Origin of the sequence: Streptomyces sp. PA03-6a, assembly GCF_033792765.1 — a bacterium.
Classification (GTDB): domain Bacteria; phylum Actinomycetota; class Actinomycetes; order Streptomycetales; family Streptomycetaceae; genus Actinacidiphila.
In genome coordinates, this window is sequence record NZ_JARAVK010000105.1 from 1 (window position 1) to 19,468 (window position 19,468).

The following is a 19,468-nucleotide window of genomic DNA, read 5'->3' on the forward strand; positions in this document are numbered from 1 at the left end:
GGCGAGGGGTCAGGGGGCGACGCCGAGCTGGCGCAGCATGCCGAGTTCGTCGCTGCTCCCCCAGCGCTCGACCATCTTCCCGTCCTCGAACCGGCTGATCTGCATGCCCCGGTAGCTGACGGTCCGCCCCGTGGGGGCGTGGCCCATCAGCTCGCCGAGGTGCGTGCCGGTGATGGTGTACGCGAAGGCGATCTCGTTGTCGGTGGCCATGACGTGCTCGACCTCGACGTGCAGATCGGGGAAGGCCCGCCGCATCGCGCCGAACATCTCCTCGTACCCCTCCGGCCCGGGGCCCTGCCCCGGAGCGGGGTCGTGGTCCACCGAGCCGGACGCGACGTACTCGCCGATCTCGCCGAGGTGGCCGCTGTTCACCGCCGTACCGAAGCCCTCCAGGACGGAGAGGTTGTCGCTGCGGGACATGCCGCGCTCCTTGCGGTCGCGATCTCGGGCGCCGGGGCGCCCCTTCCTTCCACCGTAGGCGCGGCCCGCCCGGGCGGCCTGCCGGCGATCAGCCGACGCACGCCTTCTTGTCGGCGTGCGACTGCGGGATGTCGTCCGGGACCGCGTCCGGGTCGGCGAGCGGCTTCCCGGCGCCCAGGTAGTCACCGCCGAGGGTGAGGGTCATGTCCGCGCGGGGTCCTGCGTCGGCCGTCGCGGGGTGCAGGGCGCCGGACGGCAGGCCCATCATCGCGGCCAGGGCCCGGGCCTGGTCCGCCTGGTCGGGGCCGTAGGCCAGGGTCGTGCGGTCCTGCTTCCCCCCGGGCGCGTTGCCGCCGTTGGTGGAGTGGGAGACGCCCTCGGTGTTCTGCAGCCACTCCAGGGTGTCCTGCGCCGCGCCCTGGGGGCCGCCGGCGTTGTAGACGACGACCCGGACCTGCGACGGGTCCGCCTTGGCGCCGCGGAGCTTGGAGTCGGCGGCCGCGGGCTTCTTCTTCGCGGCGGTCAGCGAGACGTCGTTCTTGATCGCCTTGAAGAGCGCGGGCGCCTTCGTGTCGTCCACGACGACCGTCGCGTGGAACCCCACCTCGGCCGGGTTGTCGACGACCGGGAGCGTCGTGAAGGTGATGTGTTCGGGGTCGACCCGGTTGAGGTCCTTGGCGAGGTCGGTGAGTTTCCCGACGCCGCCGATGCCGGTGTCCACGGTGAGCGACTTGGTGGCGGCGTTCGCCAGCTGGAAGAGCTTGCCGGGGTCGGTGAGGGTGTCACCGGACTTCATCTGACGGATCATCGACGCCAGGAACTGCTTCTGCAGGTCGATGCGGTCCAGGTCGCTGCCGTTCTTCAGCGAGTGCCGGGTCCTGACGAAGGCCAGGGCCTGCTCGCCCTGGACCTCGTGCGGTCCCGCGGACAGGTTCAGGTGCGAACCCTCCCCCTTGTCGGTCGTGTCGTGGATGGGGTGGGTGAGACACACCGGCACCCCGCCGACCGCGGTGGACAGGGTCTTCACGGCCTCGAAGTTGACCAGCACGAAGTGGTCGATCGGCAGGCCGGTGATCTTCGTGACGGTCCGCATGGTGCAACCCGGGTCGCGGCCGTCCTGACCCAGGCTCTCGTTGAAGCGCGGGGTGGTGGCTCTCTGGGGGGTGGCCGGGATGGTCTTGGTGGAGCCGTCCTTCTGCTTGGTCGGGCAAGCCGGGATACCGGTGACCATGTCGCGCGGGATGCTCATCGCGGTCGCGTTCGACCGGTCCTTCGCCACGTGGAAGAGGATCGTGGTGTCCGCGTGGCCGACGCTGCCGGCGTCCCCGTACTTCGCGCCCAGGCCTTCGCGGCTGTCGGTGCCGATGACCAGGATGTTCACCGCGTCCTTGCTGGTCGCTTGCTTGCTGCCCGCCGTGCCGACGTCCACGGTGGCGATGTTGCCGTCGAGATGCCGGTACAGGAGGTAGGCCCCCGCGCTGCCCGCGAGCACCAGGAAACCGAGCGTGCCCGCGGTCCACATCAGCACCTTGCGCTTCGTGGACCGCTTGGCCTTGCGGGACGTCGCGGTCCCCGCGCGGCGGCCGCCGCGCGGTGCCGGGACCGGCCGCTGCTCCTCGCGGCGTGCCCGCCGCCCGCCCTGCCGGGGCACCGTGGGCGCCGGTGGGGCGTCGGAGTCCAGCCGCAGCCGGTAGGAACCGGTCTCCGGGTCGAGGACCCACTGGTCCGCGGGGTCGATGTCGCTGCCGTCGTGCCTGTCCACGGTCGTACGGGGCCTCCGTCCACACCCCAGCCGGCCCGGGGCATCCGTTCAGACATACGAATGCCGCACATGGTTGCCCCCGGGGCGGTCAACTCCCGCTGCGACAGGGGGACCAAGGGACTTGCGTGGTGGTTGAACCGGTGCCGCCGCCGGGCCGTACCAGTGGCGGCGGTCCCGACACCCGCGCCTGGCCCGCCGTGCCGTCACCGCACTTCACAGGGAAGGACCTTCGGGGTGTCGCTCTTCACGCGCTCTCACCGGCCGGGCACGACGGACGACGGACCGGCGGTGGAGGGGGACCCGCCGGACGACGCATCACCCGCGAACGGGGGCGGCGCCCCCGGCGGCGGCACCCCCGCGCGCACCGGATGGCGGGAGCGACGTCCCGCGGCGGCCCGGGCGCTGCGCGGGGGGACGACGGCGCTGGCCGCGGTGGTCGTCCTGGCCGCGCTCGTCCTGCCGGACCGGCTCTCCTCCATGGGGCCGGGCCACTTCGTCCGGCTGCCCGTGGAGGGGCTGCTCGGGGCGGCGCTGCTGATCGCCCTGCCGCGGCGCGCCCGAAGGCCGGTGGCCGTGCTCATCGGCCTGGGCCTGGGCCTGCTGCTCCTGCTGAAGTTCCTCGACATGGGCTTCTACGAGGTGTTCGCCCGGCGCTTCGACCCGGTCTTCGACTGGAGCCTGCTCGCCGACGGCGAGGGGTACCTGACGGCCACCTCCGGCCGGGCGTACGCCGTCGCCGCGGCGGTCGGGGTGGCGTTCCTCGTCCTCCTCGTGCCCGCCCTGACGGTCCTGTCGGCGGTCCGGCTGAGCCGGCTCGTGGACCGCGACGGCCGGGGGGCGACCCGGGCCGCCCTCGTGCTCGGCACCGTCTGGGTGCTCTGCGCGGCGCTCGGGCTGGAGACGGGCGACGCCCCGGTCGCCTCGCGGGAGTCCTCGGCCTTCGTCAGGGAACGCGCGGACGGCGTCCGGGCCTCGCTGCGGGACCGCGAGGAGTTCGCCGAGGCGGCGGCGCACGACGCCTTCGCCGGCACCCCCGGTGACCGGATGCTGACCGCGCTCCGCGGCAAGGACGTCATCTTCGCCTTCGTCGAGAGCTACGGCCGCAGTGCCGTCGAGGACCCCAGGATCGCGCCCGGGGTCGACGCGGCGCTGGCGGACGGGACCCGCAGGTTGCAGGCCGCCGGGTTCTCCTCCCGGAGCGGCTGGCTGACCTCACCCACGTACGGCGGCGGGAGCTGGTTCGCCCACTCCACCTTCCTGTCCGGTCTGTGGGTGCCCAACCAGCAGCGCTACCGCTCGGTCGTCACGAGCGACCGGCTGACGCTGACGGACGCCTTCAAGCGCACCGGCGCCTGGCGCACGGTCGGCATCATGCCGGGCGTCACGGCCTCCTGGCCGGAGGGGGCGTTCTACGGCCTGGACCACGTCTACGACTCCCGGGACCTCGGCTACCAGGGCCCGAAGTTCAGCTGGGCGCCGGTACCCGACCAGTACAGCCTGTCGGCCTTCCAGCGGCTGGAGCACGGCCGGCCGCACGACAAGCCGCTGATGACGGAGATCATCCTGGTGTCGAGCCACCGCCCCTGGGCACCCATCCCCGAGATGATCGACTGGGACCGGGTGGGCGACGGCTCGGTCTACGACGGGATCAGCGAGCAGGGCAAGGACCCGGCCGAGGTGTGGAAGGACCGCTCCGGCATCCGCACCGAGTACGGCAACTCCATCCAGTACTCCGTGAACAGCCTGGTCCAGTACGTGGCGAAGTACGGCACCAAGGACACCGTGCTCGTGTTCCTCGGCGACCACCAGCCGTCCCCCGTCGTCACCGGCAGCGACGCGACCAGCGACGTGCCGGTCGCGATCGTCGCCCACGACAAGGCCGTGCTGGACCGGACGGACGGCTGGGGCTGGTCCGACGGGCTGCAGCCCGCGCACGACGCCCCGGTCTGGCGGATGGACACCTTCCGCGACCGCTTCCTCACCGCGTACGGGTCCCGGCCCTCCCCGTGACCGCCCTCCCGTACGCACCCGGCGCCGTCCACAGCCTGTGGACGGCGCCGGGGCGTGCTCAGCCCCGCCGGGACCGCTCGGCGAGCCAGTCCAGCGCGGCGCCGGCGGAGCCGAGGACCGAGATGTGCCCCTCGCCGGGCCGCAGCCACAACTCCGCGTCCGGGCACCGCCGGGACAGCCACACGCCGTGCGCGGCGGGCACCATGCGGTCCGCCTCGCCGTGCAGGACCAGGACGGGCGCGGCTGCGTCGGCCGGGTCGAAGCCCCACGGCGCCACATAGGCGAGGTCGTCGTCGACCATGCCGCCCCGGTCGCTCTCGATCCCCTTGCCCGCGACGTCACCCAGCCATCCCCACGCACCCGCCAGCGCGGCGTGGTCCCCGGGGGTGAACAGCTCGGGGTCGAAGTCGCCGGAGGCCAGCGCCTCTTCGAGCGCCGCGCGCCCCCGGACCGCCGCGCCGAGTTCCGCCGCGCCGGACGGCCCCATCCCGGCGAACCAGTCGAGCCCCTCCGCACCGAACGGCGCCAGGCCGGACCCGCTGACCACCGCCAGGACGCGGTCCGGCAGCAGGGCCGCGCAGGCCAGCGCGTGCGGGCCGCCGCCGGAGTGACCCATGACCGCGAAGCGGCCGATGCCCAGGGCGTCGGCGACGGCCGCCGCGTCACCGGCGGCCGAGGCGACGTCCCGGCCCGGGCGGGGCGTCGAACCGCCGTATCCCGGGCGGTCGTAGCCCACCCACCGGATGCCGTGCCCGGCGGCCGCCGCGAAGAGCGGTTCGGGGGGCGTGCCGATGTTGGGCGTGCCGTGGTGCCACAGGACGGCCAGCTCCGCGCCGTCCTCCCCACGGCCCGGTCCGCCCGGCCCGGTGTCGTACACGTGCAGCGTCCGCCCGTCGGCGAGTGCGATATGCGTCTCCGTCACCATCCGGCCGAGTCTAGGGGCGGGCACCGACACAGCCCCGGGACCGGGCGGGCCAACGCCCGCCCCGGGAGCGGAAACCCACTGCCCCGGGGCGCGGCCCGCTGCTACCGTCCCCCGGTGTTCTCCCTCCTCGAACCCGCCCTGTTCACCCGGCTGCGCGACGCGCGGCGGATCCTCGTCGCCGGGGCCGGCGGCGGCTTCGACGTCTACGCCGGGCTGCCGATCGCGCTCGCGCTGCGCGCGGCGGGCAAGGAGGTCCACCTGGCCAACCTCTCCTTCGCGGACCTGTACGGCCTGGACCTCGACGTGTGGCTGGACCACGACGTCGCCGCCGTGCGCCCCTCCACGGCCGCGCGCGGCGACTACTTCCCCGAACGGACCCTCGCCCGCTGGCTGGAGTCGCAGGGCCTGCCCTCGACCGTGTACGCGCTGTGCCGCGCGGGCGTCGAACCGCTGCGCGCCGCGTACCGGGCGCTGATCGGCCACCTCGGCGGGGTCGACGCGATCGTGCTGGTGGACGGCGGCACCGACATCCTCATGCGCGGCGACGAGAGCGGACTCGGCACGCCGGAGGAGGACATGGCCAGCCTCGCCGCGGTGGGCGGGCTCACCGGCGTCCCGCAGCGGCTGGTGGCCTGCCTCGGCTTCGGCGTCGACGCTTACCACGGGGTGAACCACTCCCTGGTGCTGGAGAACCTGGCGGCCCTGGAGCGGGACGGGGCGTACCTCGGCGCGTTCTCACTGCCCCGCGACAGCCGTGAGGGGCGGCTCTACCTGGCGGCGGTCGCGCACGCCCAGGAGGCGACCCCGGACCACCCGAGCATCGTCCACGGTTCGGTCGCGGCCGCTGTGCGCGGCGAATTCGGGAACGTACGGTTCACCGAGCGCACCCGGCACAGCGAACTGTTCGTCAACCCGCTGATGGCGGTCTACTTCTGCGTGGACGCGGTCGGGCTGGCCGCCCGCAACCTCTACCTCGACCGGCTGGAGGGGACGCAGCTCACCCGGCAGATCAGCTCGGTCGTCGAGGAGTTCCGCGACGAACTGCCGCGCCAACGGCCGCCGCGGACCTTCCCGCACTGACCGTCCCCGCGCCGCCGGCGGCGGTCAGCCGCGCACGTCCGCCGCGAGGGCCTCCAGGGACACCTGCCACAGCAGCGCGGCCGCGTCCGGGTCCAGCGCGTGGTCGGCGACTCCGCCGGAGGTCCCGGGGATGTGGCGGTGGGCCTCGGCGCAGTCCTCGAAGTAGCGCCCCCCGACGCACTCCAGCCGGGGCGCGGTGGCGACGAACACGACGGTGGCGGCCCCCTGTTGCGGGGTCTTGAAGGTGTGGCCACCGGACGCGGCGGCGGCGTCCAGGGCCTCGCGGGTGAGGTGCCGCGACAGGTTGGTGCCCAGGACCGCCCCCGGGTGGACGGCGTTGACGGTCACGCCGTCCGCGGCCCAGCGCCGGCTGGCCTCCACCGCGAAGAGGACGTTGGCCGTCTTGGACTGGGCGTAGGCGAGGCCGGCGTCGTACGGGCGGACACGGAAGTGGAGGTCGTCGAAGTGCACCGGGCTGCGCAGGTGGGCGACCGAACTGAGGGAGACCACGCGGGCGCGGCCCGCGGCGGCCAGGGCCGGACGCAGGCGGGTGGTGAGCGCGAAGTGCCCGAGGTGGTTGGTCGCGAACTGCAGCTCCCAGCCCTCGGGCGTGCGCGTCTGCGGGGTCATCATCACCCCGGCGTTGTTGACGAGGACGTCCAGGGGGCCGTGCCAGGCGGCGGCGAAGGCCGCCACCGAGCGCTGGTCCGCGAGGTCGAGGGGGGCGACCAGGACCCGCCCGCCGCCGGCCGCGACCTGCGCGGCCGCCCGTTCGCCGGCGGCGGTGTCCCGTACCGCGAGGGTGACCTCGGCGCCGGCGCCGGCCAGGGCACGGGCGGTCTCCAGGCCGATGCCGGAGGCCGCGCCGGTGACGACGGCGCGGCGGCCGGTGAGGTCGATGCCGCCGGCGACCTCGGCGGCGGTGGACTGTGCGGTGAAGCCGGAGCCGGTCATGGCGCTGCCCTTCCTCTCGGCGGTGCGGTGGTGCCACCCCTTCCAGGCAACCACCGCGGGCCGTCCCCGGCGCCCCCGGACGCGGGTCAGTGCAGCGCGCTCTTGTCCTGCCACCGGTCCCAGTCCACGTTCCAGTCGCCGAAGCCGTTGTTCGGCGCGACGGTGCCCTTGGCCTCCGACCCCGTGATCTCGAAGGGGTCGCCGACCCGGACCTGGGAGTACAGCCAGTCCGCGTCGGCGTCGCTCATCCCGACGCAGCCGTGGCTGCGGTTGGCCCGGCCGAAGAACGCGGCGTTCCAGGGGGCGGCGTGCGCGTACATCCCGGACCAGGTCAGCCGGATCGAGTCCTCGACCGTCTCGTCGTAGGCGTCGCCGAGGCCGACGGTCTCGGAGTTCATCCGGACCGTGCCCTCCTTCGCCAGCACCACCGCCGTGCCGCGCCACGAACCGGTGTCCGGGCCGGGGGTACCGCCGGAGACCGGGACCGTGCGGACCGTCCGGCCGTCGCGCTGCAGGGTGAGCCGCTTGCGGTCGAGGTCGACCTTGACCACCTGCCGGGCGCCGACGGTGAAGGAGGCCCGGTAGTCGCGGACGAACCAGCCGCCGCCCGGTCCGGAGTCGGTGCCGTCCAGGCGGGCGTCCAGGGTGACCTCGGTGCCCGGCCGCCAGTACTGCCTGGGCCGCCAGTCCACGCGGTCCCGGCCGGAGTAGTCCTTCAGCCAGCCCCAGGAGCCCTCGGTGCCGTCGGAGGTGGTCACCTTGAGCTGCTTCTCCACGGCGGCCTTGTCGGTCACCGGGTTGTCGAAGACGAGGGAGACCGGCTGGGCCACGCCGACCGTGGTGCCGTCGCCGGGCCGCCAGTCCACCTTGTTGACCTTTCCCGCGGCGGCCGTGGTGAAGCTGGACTCGCTGGTGCCGGTGGTCCCGCCCGGGGCGCGGGTCACGGCCTCGACGGTGTACGAGGCGCCGGGCACGACGTTGCGGTCCGAGGTCCAGGTGCGGCGGTCCGCGGACAGGGTGCCGGTCACGCCCTTGCCGTGCGGCCCGGCGACGGTGACCGTCGTGAGGGTGCCGCCCTCGGCGGTGACCCGGACGGGCTCGCCGGCCCTGACCCGCCCCCCGTGCGGGGTGACGGTGACGGTCGCCGCCCGCTCCTTCGGCGGCGCCGCGTCGCCGGCCGCGTGCGTCACCGCCGGGGCGCTGCCCGAACAGGCGGTCAGCACGGCGGACAGGGCGGCGGCCGCGACGGCGGCGGTGCGCAGGCGGGGCCGGCGTATCGGGCCCACACGTTTCCGGGACAACGGAGACCTCCGGGAAGGACGGGGAGAGCACGGCCGGGAAACGGCCGGACCCCGGGGACTCTAGGCCGCGGAAAGCCCTGGTGGAGCGCCTGGGAGCCGTATGACGGCAGCTGGTGAGAAACGGTCATGGTCCGGTCACATTCGCCGCTCGGGACGGTCATGGACGGCTGTGAGCCTTCCTGTGTTCCCACCCGACCACACCTCAGGGAGGCGCAGTGTCGGCACTGCTCGTGACGGCGGGCTGCGGCCCCCGGCAGGCCTGGCTCGGACCGGTCAGCGCGGAGACGTACCGCTCGTTCCTGGCGTCCCGTACCGGGTCGGCGCTCGGTCCGAGCTTCCTCCAGTACCCGTCGTGGGCGCTGGTGAAGCCGGGATGGCGGCCCCGGTTCCTCGGCTGGGGCGCCGGGGACGGCGCCGGGCGCGGCGAACTGAGCGGGGGCGCGCTGGTGCTGCTGCGGCAGTTCCCCGGGACGCGGAAGTCCTTCGCCTACCTGCCCGAGGGGCCGGTCGCCGACTGGGCCGACCCGGACGTCGACGCCTGGCTGACGCCGCTCCTGCGCCACCTGCGCGGACTCGGGGCCTTCGCCGTGCGCATCGGCCCCTCGCCCGCCCACCGCCGCTGGGACGCCGCCGCGCTGAAGGCCGCGACCGGCCTCGGCCGGCGCCTGTCCGACGTCCTGGCGTGCGAGGTCGACCCGCTCGGCACGGTCGTGGCCGAGCGGCTGCGGGCCCGCGGCTGGCGGCGCTGCGGCGGCGACGGCCCGGACGGCGGCGGGGACGCGGACGCCCAGCCCCGCCACGTCTTCCGGGTCCCGCTGGCCGGCCGCAGCACCGACGACCTGTGGTCGGGCCTCAACCAGGAGTGGCGCCGCAACATACGGCGGGCGGGGAGGTCGGGCGTCGAGGTGACCGTGGGCGGCGCGGCGGACCTCCCCGGGTTCTTCCGGCTGCTGCGGATCACCGAGGAGCGCGACGGCTTCCGGCTGGGCCGCTCGCTGGAGTACTACCAGCGCCAGTACGCGGCCCTCAACGCCGAGCAGCCGGGCCGGATGAAGCTCTACCTCGCCCGTCACCAGGGCGAGGTGCTGGCCGCCCACACCATGATCACCGTGGGCCGGCGGGTCTGGTACCAGACGGGGGCCTCGGCGGACCACCGCCGCGAGGTCCGCCCGTCCAACGCCCTGCAGTGGCGGATGCTGCGGGACGCCCACGAACAGGGCGCACTGGAGTACGACATGCGCGGGGTACCCTCCACACTCGACCCGGAGGAGCGGGCGTTCGGCCTGACCCGATGGAAGCTCGGCACCGGCGGGCAGGTCGTCGAGACCCTGGGGGAATGGGAGACGGCCTTGGACGGCACCGCCAACCACACGCTCTACCGGGCGTTCCAGGCCTACATGGCGCGCCGGTGAGCGCCCCCGTGGCGGCCCGCCCGGCCGACGGGCCGGCCACCCCGGCCGGTGCCCCCGCCGCCGCCTCGGTGCTGCGCAGCGGCGCCGTCATGGCGGCGGGTTCGGTGGTCTCCCGGGCGACCGGCTTCGTACGGTCCGCGACCGTCGCCGCGGCGCTCGGCGTCGGCCTGGCCGCCGACGGCTACTCCGTCGGCAACTCGGTGCCCACGATCGTCTACGTGCTGCTGCTGGGCGGCGCCCTCAACGCGGTGTTCGTGCCCGAACTGGTCAGGGCCGCCAAGGAGCACGAGGACGGCGGGGCCGCCTACACCGACCGGCTGCTGACCGTGTGCACCGTCGCGCTGCTGCTGATCACGACGACGGCCGTGCTCGCCGCGCCCGCGATCGTGGCCGTGTACACCGGCTACACCGGGGCGCAGGCCGCGACGACGGTGGCCTTCGCGCGTTCCTGCCTGCCGCAGATCCTCTTCCTCGGCCTGTTCACGCTGCTCGGTCAAGTGCTCAACGCCCGGGGCCGGTTCGGCGCGATGATGTGGACGCCCGTCCTCAACAACCTCGTCGTCATCGCCGTCTTCGGTCTCTACCTGGTCACCGCCGGCACCGGCGGCGGGCTGACCGCCGGTGAGACCGCGCTGCTCGGCTGGGGCACCACGGCCGGCATCGCGGTGCAGGCGCTGGCGCTGGTGCCCTCGCTGCGGGCGGCACGTTTCCGCTGGCGGCCGCGGTTCGACTGGCGTGACAGCGGGCTGGCCCGGCCGCTGCGTTCCGCCGGGTGGCTGGTGCTGCTGGTGCTCACCAACCAGGTCGCCTACTGGGTGGTGACCCGGCTCGCCACGTCCGCGGGACAGCGCGCCGCGGTCCTCGGGATCGACGGCGGCGCCGGCTTCACCGCGTACAACAACGCCTACCTGCTGTGGGCCGTGCCGCACGGCATCGTGACGGTCTCGCTGGTCACCGCCCTGCTGCCGCGGATGAGCGCGGCGGCGGCCGACGGCGACCCGGCGCGGGTGCGCCGCGACGTCGCGTACGCGCTGCGCAGCAGCTCCGCGATGGTGGTGCCCGCCGCGTGCGCGCTGCTGGCGCTCGCGGGGCCGGCGATGGCCCTGGTCTTCGAGCACGGCAGGACCGACGCCGCCGACGTCGCGGTCATGGCGAACGCGCTGGTGGCCTTCGCCCCCGGCCTCGTCGCCTTCTCCGGGCAGTACGTGCTGTCGCGCACCTTCTACGCGCTCGGCGACACCCGTACCCCCTTCCTGCTCAACCTGGTGATCTCCGGGCTGAACGCGGGGCTGTCCGTCACCGCCTACCTGCTGCTGCCCGCGCGCTGGGCGGTCACCGGCATGGCGGCGGCGTACTCGGTGGCGCTCTTCGCGGGATGGGCGGTCACCGCGTTCGTGCTGGACCGCAGGCTGGCGGCGCCGGAGGGCGGCCCAGGGCCGTGGCGTTCGCCGACCGCGGGCTCGCTGGCCCGGCTGCTGCTCGTCGCGGTGCCCGCCGCCGCCCTGGGCCGGCTCGCGGCCGGCCTCGCCGCGCCACCGGGGCCGCTCGCCGCCGTGGCGGCCGGGGCGGCCGCCGTGGTGCTGGTCTTCGCGGCCGCGGCCCGCCCGCTGCGGCTGACCGAGGTCGAGGCCGCCCGGCGGGCCCTGCTCGGCAAACTGCGGCGCGGTGCACGATGAGTTGCGATACTCCGGTCATGCCACGCGTTCTTCTGATCGAAGACGACCCCTCCGTGCGCGAAGGTGTCGAACTGGGCCTGCGCCGCCGCGGTCACGAGGTACGGACGGCCGCGACCGGCGAGGCCGGGCTCGCCGCCGTCGGCGAGTTCCAGCCCGATCTGCTGCTGCTGGACCTGATGCTGCCCGGCATGAACGGCGTCCAGGTCTGCCGCCAGGTGCGCGAGACGAGCCAGTTGCCGATCATCATGCTCACCGCCCGCGGCGACGACTTCGACGTCGTCGTCGGGCTGGAGGCCGGGGCCGACGACTACATCGTCAAACCCGCCCGCACCGAGGTGATCGAGGCCCGCATCCGCGCCGTGCTGCGCCGCATCGAGGAGCCGGGGGGCCGCCCGGCCGTCGAGTTCCACGGCGACCTCGCCGTGGACCGGGCCGGACTCGGCGTCGCCAAGTCCGGGCAGCGGCTGGCGCTCGCGCCCTCCGAGCTGAAGCTGCTGCTGTTCCTGACCGCCGCACCCGAACAGGTCTTCAGCCGGCAGCAGTTGCTGGAGCACGTGTGGGAGCACAGCTACCACGCGGACGCCCGGCTGGTGGACGCCTGCGTCCGGCGGCTGCGCAACAAGATCGAGGACGTGCCCGGCGACCCCCGCTACATACAGACGCTGCGCGGCTTCGGCTACCGCTTCGGGCCGCTGTGAGCCGCCGGTGATCCGCTGGAGGGCCCGGATCGGGCTGCGCACCCGGCTGGTGCTGGCCTTCCTGCTCGTCGCGGCCGTCAGCGCGGGCACCACCGCCGCCCTCACGTACCGCGAGGCGCGCAACGCCATCCTCGAACAGGCCCAGGACACCGCCGTCTCCTCCTTCCGCGAGCAGGCGGGCACCGTCGGCACCACCCTCCCGATGGACCGCCTGGCCCTCCAGGAGGTGCTGCGCGACATCGCCCGCAAGGGCAAGCCGCACACCTGGGTGGTGTTCGCCGAGTACGGCTCGATGCGGGTCTCCTCCGGCACCAGCCCCGTCTCCACCGTCATCACGCCCGAGCTGCGCCGCGCCGCGCTGGCCAATCCCCGGGGCGTGTTCCAGCGGGTCGACAAGGACGGCACCCCCTGGCTGACGATGGCCGTGCCGACCGTCTTCAAGACCGGGCTGTCCGCCCGCGCCAGCGGGCTCGTGCTCTACGCCGTGATGCCGCTGACCACGGAGGAGGACGACATCCGGGCGATGCTCACCGCCGCCCGCGACGGATCCCTGCCCGCGCTGGTCATCGCCCTCGTCCCCGCCCTGCTCGCCGCCCGCAGCGTGCTCCGCCCGGTCCGCGACCTGCGCACGGCGGCGCAGCGCATGGGCCGCGGCGAGCTCGACACCCGCATCCCCGTCAAGGGCAGCGACGAACTCGCCGACCTCGCGTACACCTTCAACGACACGGCGCTGCAACTGGAGCGGACGGTGGACGAGTTGCGCCGCGCCGAGGCCCGGGCCCGCCGTTTCGCCTCCGACGTCTCGCACGAACTGCGCACCCCGCTGGCCGGGATGCTCGCCGTCACCGAGGTGCTCGACGAGGACGCCGACCGGCTCGCGCCGGACACCGCCGCCGCCGTCCGCCTCGTCAGCGCCGAGACCGGCAAGCTCGCCGTCCTGGTCGAGGACCTGATCGAGATCTCCCGCTTCGACGCGAAGGCCGCCGAGCTCAACGCCGACGAGGTCGACGTCGCCGAGACCATCCGCAAGACCCTGGCGACCCGGCACTGGACGGATCCCGCGCAGGTCGCCACCGAACTGCCCCCGGGCATCCGGGCCCGGCTCGACCCGCGGCGCTTCGACGTCGTGGTCGCCAACCTCGTCGGGAACGCGCTGCGCCACGGCGGCGCCCCCGTCAGGGTGCGGCTGCACACCGAGGCACCCGACGGCGGGCAGGCGCGGTTCGCCGTCGAGGTCTCCGACAGCGGTCCCGGCATCGCCCCGGACGTCCTGCCGCACATCTTCGACCGCTTCTACAAGGCCGACGCGGCCCGCACCCGCTCCTCGGGCAGCGGACTGGGCCTGGCCATCACCCTGGAGAACGTCCGCCTGCACGGCGGCACGGTCCGCGCCGCCAACGGCCCGCACGGCGGCGCCGTCCTCACCGTGCGGATGCCGCTGGGCACTCCCCGTACGGCCGCGGAGGCGGCACCGTGAGACGCCGGCCCGTCCCGGTCCTGCTCCTCACCGCGGCGGCCCTGCTGGCCGGCTGCGGGGTCCCGGGATCCGGGGTCGTCGAGGCGGGCGGCCCGGCCACCGTCGACGCCTTCCCCGGGACACCGGACCGGCTGACGCTCTTCTTCCTCTCCCCCGAAGGACACCTGACGCCCGTCCTGCGCGCGACCGAGGACGACGCGCAGGCCCCGCCAGTAGCGGCCGCGAAGGTCCTCACGGTGCTGCTGGACGGCCCCGCCCCCGAGGAGCGCGCGGCGGGACTCGGCACCGGGCTGCCCGCCTCCGCCGGGCCGGTGGACGTCACGTCGTCCCGGGGCACCGTCCGGGTCACGCTGCCGTTCCCCGTGCGGCGCCTGAAGGACGACGCCGTGCGCCAGGTGGTCTGCACCGCCGCCTACGCCGAGGGCCACGAGGGCACCGCCGAGGTCGTCCTCGCCGGCGGCGACGGCGCTCTCCCGCCCGTACGCTGCGGCGGCGTCGTGCCCGGCGCGGCCTCGCGCTGAACCGGGCCGGCGCCGACCTGCGGGCACGCTCCAGGAGCGGTAGAAGTGGAGGAGGGCCCAGGCAGCCGCCTCCCGGAGGGGGCCGGGAGAGGACGGGCGAGAACGGCGACGGATGGCGATGCGAGATTCCAGCCTCGACGACGACTTCGACGGCGGCCTCCCTCCCCGGCCCGAACCGGCCGTACCCGCCACGGCCGTCGTGGACGCCCACGGCATCATCACCGGCTGGAGCAGCGAGGCCGAGCGGCTGCTCGGGTACGGGCACGACGAGGTCGTGGGGCAGCCCGCCGCCCGTCTGCTCGGCTCGGACGCCGCCCGGTCCACCGAGTGGTTTCTCGCGATGCCCTTCGGCTGGGGCGGCAGATCGGTGCTGCGCCGCCGGGACGGGCGCCACCTGGACGTCTCCGTGCGGGTCTACCCGTCGCTGGACGGCCGCGGCCGGCCGCAGCGGCTCGTCGTGGCCTCCCCGGTGGACCGGCGGCACTGGGGGGCGGTGGACAGCCTGGTCGAGGAGGCCTTCGACCAGTCCACGCTGCCCATGGCGATCTTCGACAACGAGCTGCGGACCCTGCGCACCAGCAAGGGCATGCAGCGCGAGACCGGACGCACCGAGGAGCAGATGCGGGGCAGACGGCCCTCGGAGTTCCTGCCCGGCAGCGCGGGCGAGGCCGTCGAGGAGGGCGTGCGGCACGTCCTGGCCAGTGGTGAGTCCCACGACCTGCACCTGCGCATCCGCTCACGGACGGCACCGGCGCCGCGCACCTGGTCGGTCATGCTCTCCCCGCTCGCCGATCCGCTGCGGCGCACCCCCCGCGTCCAGCTCACCGCCGTCGACACCACCGAGCAGTACCTGGCGCGGGAGCGGCTGGCCCTGCTCAACGAGGTCAGCACCCGGATCGGCAGCACGCTGGACGTGGGCCGCACCGCCCAGGAGATGGCCGACGTCGTGGTCGGCAACCTCGCCGACTTCGCGACCGTCGACCTGCTCGACCCGCTGTTCCGCGGGGTGGAGCCGAAGGCCGGCGACCCCGGCGTCGCCCTCCGCCGCGCCGCCCAGCAGTCCGTCCTGCCCGGCATGCCCGAGTCGGTGACCGCGACCGGGGAACTGGACCACTACCCGGCGGACTCCCCGCCCACCCGCTCCCTCGTCACCGGCCGCGCCTCGCTGCACGGCACCGTGGACCGGGCCATCGACGTCTGGGCCGCGGGCGACCCGGGGCGCGCCCGGATGCTGCGGCGGCACGGGATCCACTCGGTGATGGTCATCCCGCTGCGGGCCCGCGGCATCACGCTCGGTGTCGCCGTGCTCGCCCGGCACCGCAGACCCGACCCCTTCGACGAGGACGACCTGCAGGTCGCCGAGGAGATCGGCGCCCGGGCCGCGGTCGCCGTCGACAACGCCCGCCGCTACACCCGCGAACGCACCACCGCCCTGGCCCTCCAGCGCAGCCTGCTGCCGCAGCGGCTCGGCCGGCAGGAGGCGGTGGAGGTCGCCTCGCGCTACCTGCCCGCGGGCAGCGGCGCGGGCGTGGGCGGCGACTGGTTCGACGTGATCCCGCTGTCCGGGGCCCGGGTCGCGCTGGTCGCGGGCGACGTGGTCGGCCACGGGCTGCGCGCCTCCGCCACCATGGGACGGCTGCGGACGGCCGTGCGGACCCTCGCCGACGTCGACCTGCCGCCCGACGAGCTGCTCGTGCACCTCGACGACCTGGTCGCCCACCTCGCCGGGGAGGAGGTCACCGAGGGCGACGGCGAGAACCTCGTCACCGACCTCGTCGCCACCTGCCTGTACCTGGTCTACGACCCGGTCTCACGGATGTGCACCGCCGCCAGCGCGGGCCACCCCCCGCCGGTACTGACCGCGCCGGACGGCGGCGCGCACTTCCTCGACCTGCCGCCCGGACCCCCGCTCGGGCTGGGCGGGCTGCCCTTCGAGACCGTCGAGTGCGCACTCGACCCTGACAGCCTCCTCGTGCTCTACACCAACGGCCTCATCGCCACCGCCGACCGGGACGTCGACACGGGCATGGCCGGGCTCCGCCACGCGCTCACCCGGCCCGCCCGCTCCCTGGAGTCCGTCTGCGAGAGCCTGGTGGCCCTCGTCCCCGAACCCCCGGACGACGACGTCGCCCTGGTCGTCGCCCGCACCAAGGTGCTGGACGCCTCCCAGGTCGTCAGCTGGGAGGTGCCCGCCGAGCCCGCGGCGGTGGCCGGCGTCCGCGCCGAGGTCACCCGCCGGCTGGCCGAGTGGGGGATGGAGGACATCACGTACACCGCGGAGCTGGTGGTCAGCGAACTCGTCACCAACGCCATCCGGTACGGAACCCAGCCCATCGGGCTGCGCGTCATCCACAACTCCACGCTCATCGTCGAGGTCTCCGACGGCAGCGGCACCGCGCCGCACCTGCGCCGGGCCCGGGTCTTCGACGAGGGCGGCCGCGGACTGCTGCTGGTGGCGCAGGTCACCGAACGCTGGGGGACGCGTCACACCCAGGAGGGCAAGACGATCTGGGCGGAGGTCGCCCTGGCCGACGCCTGAGGACGGCCGGACGCCCGGGGACGGCGGACGAGGAAGGGAATGGTGCGACATGTGCCGGTGGCTGGCCTACTCGGGCACGCCCATGCTGCTCGACAACATCCTCTACAAACCGCGGCACTCGCTGATCGACCAGAGCCTGCACTCCCGGATGGGGGTCGAGACGACCAACGGGGACGGCTTCGGCATCGGCTGGTACGCCACGGACCTGGAGACCCCGGCGGTCATCCGGGACATCGGGCCCGCGTGGAACAACCGCAACCTGCGGGAGATCTCCCGCCACGTCGCCTCGCCGCTGTTCTTCGCCCACGTACGGGCCTCCACCGGCACCGCGATCCAGCAGACCAACTGCCACCCCTTCCGGCACGGCCGCTGGCTGTGGATGCACAACGGCGCGATCACCGACTTCCACCGGCTGCGCCGCGACCTCTCACTCGCCGTCGACCCGGCGCTGTTCTCCTCCATCGAGGGCTCGACGGACTCCGAGGTGATGTTCTTCCTCGCCCTCACCTTCGGTCTCGACCAGGACGTGCCCGGCGCCGTGTCGCGGATGGCCGGGCTGGTGGAGCGGACCGGGCACGAGCACGGGGTCGAGTTCCCCGTCCAGATGACGGTGGCGGTCAGCGACGGGGAGAGCCTGTGGGCCTTCCGCTACTCCAGCGAGCACGCGTCGCGGTCGCTGTTCTACAGCAGCAAGGTGGACACGCTGCGGGAGCTCCACCCGGACCTGTGGTTCCTGCAGGGCGTGTCGGCGCAGACCCGGCTCGTGGTGTCCGAGCCCCTGGGCGACGTGCCGGACGCGTGGCACGAGGTCCCCGAGAGCACCTTCGGGGTGGTGCGGCCCGGCCAGGACGAGCTGCTGCCCTTCGCACCCGCGGCACCCGACGGCGTCGCCGCGTGACGCACGTCACGGGAACCCGCGGGGGACCGACGGACAGCCGACAGAAGTGACCACTCATGTACGGACCCGGGTACGGGACGGGGACCCCGCCGCCTTCGCGGAACTGTTCGACGCGTACGCCCGTACCGTCTACAACCACGCCTTCCGGCTGACCGCCGACTGGTCGGTCGCCGAGGACGTGATGTCGGCCACCTTCCTGGAGGCCTGGCGGCTGCGTGAGCGCGTCGACCCCGAAGGGGGCTCGCTGCGGCCGTGGCTGCTGGGCGTCGCCACGAACATCGCGCGCAACCACTGCCGCAGCAACCGCCGTTACCGGGCCGCGGTCGCCGCCGGTGCCCAGGCCGGGACCGCCGCGCTCGAAGTGCCCGACCACGCCGACCTCGTGGCCGGCCGGGTCGACGACCGGCGCCGCATCTCCGCCGTCCTCACCGCCCTCGCCCGGCTGCGCCGCCCCGAGCGCGAGGTGCTGACGCTGTGCCTGTGGGAGGGCCTGGAGTACGCCGAGGCCGCCGAGGCCCTCGGCATCCCGGTCGGCACCGTGCGGTCCCGGCTGTCCCGGGCCCGCACGAGACTGCGCAAGCTCGCCGACGCGGAGATGGAACCCGCCGCCCGCCGCCGACAGACAGAAGGGGACCGCACGAACGCGGTCCGGCCCGCACAGGAAGGAATCCGATGAACGCCCATCCCTCGGAATGGGAGGAGACCGCCCGTCTCCTGCCGCGCGTGGAGCGGGATCTGCCGGCGGACCGTCACCAGCTGCACAAGGAGCGTCTGATGACCCGGATCCACGAGGACCTCGGCACGAGCACCGGCCCGTACACCGCCGACGCCGCCACCACCACCGTCGCCAGCGCCGCCCGTCCGGCCGCGCGCCGCAACCCCTTCCTGCGCCGCATGGTCCTCGTCCCGCTGACCGCGGGCGTGCTGGCCGGGGCCCTGGCGACCGGCCTGTTCGTGTTCGGCGGTGCGGAGGGCAGCGGCCCGGGCGGCGGCTCCGGCACCTCCGCCGCAGGCCCTGCCCTGACCACCCGTCTCGGCGCCGCGGACCCCAAGGGCGCCGCCCGCCTGCTGGACACCGTCTCGCTGGCCGCCGCCGAGTCGCCCGCCGCGCCGGTGGGCGACGGCCAGTACGTCTACATCGAGTCGAAGTCGGCCGGCACCGTCGTACGGCACGTGCACGGCACGACCAGCCTGGCCGGCACCCCGCTGCACACGCGCCAGGCCTGGGAGTCCCGCGACGGCAGGGACGGCTGGCTGATCGAGCCCGGCACCACCGGCCCGGAGGGCATCACCCTGGCGGGCACCGACGAGCAGGGCAAGGTGCCCGAGCCGACCCTGAACGCGCCGAGCTACGACTACCTCACCACCCTGCCCACCGACCCCGACGCGCTCCTGGCCAAGATCTACGAGGAGACGAAGGGCATGGGCAACGGCCCCGACCAGGAGGCCTTCACCACCATCGGTGACCTGCTGGGCGAGAGCTACCCGCCGGCCGGGCTGACCACCGCGCTCTACAAGGCCGCCGCCAAGATCCCCGGCGTGGTCGCCGTGGACGACGCCGTGGACGCCGCCGGCCGGCACGGGGTCGCGGTGGCCCGGCTGGAGGAGACAACCGGAGCGCGCACCGAGTGGATCTTCGACCCGAAGACCCACGTCTTCCTCGGCGAGCGCACCGTCCAGGCCGAGCGGGACCCGGACGGGGTCATGCCGCGCGGCACGGTCGTCTTCACCACCGCGGTGCTGACCCGCTCCGTCGTCGACGGCATCAAGCAGCTGCCCGGCGCCACGGGCTGAG

General features: G+C 74.5%; 16 protein-coding genes. 11 read left to right on the top strand and 5 right to left on the bottom strand.

All coding sequences use genetic code 11. The features are described from left to right. Positions 1–9 precede the first annotated feature (9 nt). Complete coding sequence (locus PV350_RS24175; RefSeq protein ID WP_499512728.1) at positions 10–420, bottom strand: ester cyclase; 411 nt, start codon at positions 418–420, stop codon at positions 10–12. Between the two features lie 88 nt (positions 421–508). Further along, a complete protein-coding gene (locus tag PV350_RS24180; protein WP_499512729.1) occupies positions 509–2,182 on the bottom strand; it encodes an LCP family protein in 1,674 nt (557 codons plus the stop codon). Between the two features lie 234 nt (positions 2,183–2,416). Between PV350_RS24180 and PV350_RS24185 the strand changes: the two genes are divergently transcribed. Then, positions 2,417–4,192, top strand: a complete 1,776-nt coding sequence (locus tag PV350_RS24185) for an alkaline phosphatase family protein (protein ID WP_500336047.1) — start codon at positions 2,417–2,419, stop codon at positions 4,190–4,192. A gap of 58 nt (positions 4,193–4,250) precedes the next feature. Here the strand turns inward: PV350_RS24185 and PV350_RS24190 are convergent, their stop codons facing one another. Beyond that, positions 4,251–5,117 (bottom strand): alpha/beta fold hydrolase, encoded by an 867-nt coding sequence (locus PV350_RS24190; RefSeq protein ID WP_500336049.1) that lies wholly within the window; start codon positions 5,115–5,117, stop codon positions 4,251–4,253. 114 nt (positions 5,118–5,231) lie between these two features. Here PV350_RS24190 and PV350_RS24195 point away from each other — a divergent pair, with 114 nt between their 5' ends. After that, positions 5,232–6,197, top strand: coding sequence for a DUF1152 domain-containing protein (locus PV350_RS24195; protein WP_499512732.1), 966 nt, complete (start codon positions 5,232–5,234; stop codon positions 6,195–6,197). A gap of 24 nt (positions 6,198–6,221) precedes the next feature. On the opposite strand, the gene PV350_RS24200 is transcribed toward PV350_RS24195, so the two are convergent. Together PV350_RS24200 and PV350_RS24205 are read right to left on the bottom strand one after the other, a co-directional pair. Beyond that, the gene (locus PV350_RS24200; protein ID WP_499512733.1) at positions 6,222–7,151 is read right to left on the bottom strand and encodes an SDR family NAD(P)-dependent oxidoreductase; all 930 of its coding nucleotides are present in this window, start codon (positions 7,149–7,151) and stop codon (positions 6,222–6,224) included. An 86-nt stretch (positions 7,152–7,237) separates the two neighbouring features. Continuing rightward, positions 7,238–8,452 carry a L,D-transpeptidase gene (locus tag PV350_RS24205; protein WP_499512734.1) on the bottom strand — a complete coding sequence of 405 codons (1,215 nt, stop codon included), beginning with the start codon at positions 8,450–8,452 and terminating at the stop codon, positions 7,238–7,240. Positions 8,453–8,667: 215 nt separating this feature from the next. Here PV350_RS24205 and PV350_RS24210 point away from each other — a divergent pair, with 215 nt between their 5' ends. From PV350_RS24210 to PV350_RS24250, 9 genes are all read left to right on the top strand, one after another. After that, positions 8,668–9,864 carry a lipid II:glycine glycyltransferase FemX gene (locus PV350_RS24210; protein WP_499512735.1) on the top strand — a complete coding sequence of 399 codons (1,197 nt, stop codon included), beginning with the start codon at positions 8,668–8,670 and terminating at the stop codon, positions 9,862–9,864. Next, positions 9,861–11,540 carry a murein biosynthesis integral membrane protein MurJ gene (murJ, locus tag PV350_RS24215; protein WP_499512736.1) on the top strand — a complete coding sequence of 560 codons (1,680 nt, stop codon included), beginning with the start codon at positions 9,861–9,863 and terminating at the stop codon, positions 11,538–11,540. The genes PV350_RS24210 and murJ overlap by 4 nt, the downstream gene beginning before the upstream one ends. Positions 11,541–11,557: 17 nt before the next feature. Continuing rightward, entirely contained in the window at positions 11,558–12,238 is a 681-nt protein-coding gene (locus PV350_RS24220; RefSeq protein ID WP_499512737.1) for an MtrA family response regulator transcription factor, read from the top strand. A gap of 7 nt (positions 12,239–12,245) precedes the next feature. Continuing rightward, positions 12,246–13,715: an ATP-binding protein gene (locus tag PV350_RS24225; protein WP_500336052.1), complete on the top strand. Its 1,470-nt coding sequence runs from the start codon at positions 12,246–12,248 to the stop codon at positions 13,713–13,715. Beyond that, positions 13,712–14,236, top strand: a complete 525-nt coding sequence (locus PV350_RS24230) for a hypothetical protein (RefSeq protein WP_499512739.1) — start codon at positions 13,712–13,714, stop codon at positions 14,234–14,236. The genes PV350_RS24225 and PV350_RS24230 overlap by 4 nt, the downstream gene beginning before the upstream one ends. A gap of 112 nt (positions 14,237–14,348) precedes the next feature. Next, positions 14,349–16,775 (top strand): SpoIIE family protein phosphatase, encoded by a 2,427-nt coding sequence (locus tag PV350_RS24235; RefSeq protein WP_500336054.1) that lies wholly within the window; start codon positions 14,349–14,351, stop codon positions 16,773–16,775. Between the two features lie 49 nt (positions 16,776–16,824). Continuing rightward, positions 16,825–17,673: a class II glutamine amidotransferase gene (locus PV350_RS24240; protein ID WP_499512741.1), complete on the top strand. Its 849-nt coding sequence runs from the start codon at positions 16,825–16,827 to the stop codon at positions 17,671–17,673. Between the two features lie 46 nt (positions 17,674–17,719). After that, positions 17,720–18,349: an RNA polymerase sigma factor gene (locus tag PV350_RS24245; protein ID WP_499512742.1), complete on the top strand. Its 630-nt coding sequence runs from the start codon at positions 17,720–17,722 to the stop codon at positions 18,347–18,349. Further along, entirely contained in the window at positions 18,346–19,467 is a 1,122-nt protein-coding gene (locus tag PV350_RS24250) for a CU044_5270 family protein (protein ID WP_499512743.1), read from the top strand. The genes PV350_RS24245 and PV350_RS24250 overlap by 4 nt, the downstream gene beginning before the upstream one ends. Position 19,468 lies beyond the last annotated feature (1 nt).

Bases quoted from the DNA above. Each gene is read 5' to 3' on its own strand.
- PV350_RS24175 (WP_499512728.1), bottom strand. From the start codon at position 420: ATGTCCCGCAGCGACAACCTCTCCGTCCTGGAGGGCTTCGGTACGGCG.
- PV350_RS24190 (WP_500336049.1), bottom strand. From the start codon at position 5,117: ATGGTGACGGAGACGCATATCGCACTCGCCGACGGGCGGACGCTGCAC.
- PV350_RS24200 (WP_499512733.1), bottom strand. From the start codon at position 7,151: ATGACCGGCTCCGGCTTCACCGCACAGTCCACCGCCGCCGAGGTCGCC.
- PV350_RS24220 (WP_499512737.1), top strand. From the start codon at position 11,558: ATGCCACGCGTTCTTCTGATCGAAGACGACCCCTCCGTGCGCGAAGGT.
- PV350_RS24235 (WP_500336054.1), top strand. From the start codon at position 14,349: ATGGCGATGCGAGATTCCAGCCTCGACGACGACTTCGACGGCGGCCTC.
- PV350_RS24240 (WP_499512741.1), top strand. From the start codon at position 16,825: ATGTGCCGGTGGCTGGCCTACTCGGGCACGCCCATGCTGCTCGACAAC.
- PV350_RS24250 (WP_499512743.1), top strand. From the start codon at position 18,346: ATGAACGCCCATCCCTCGGAATGGGAGGAGACCGCCCGTCTCCTGCCG.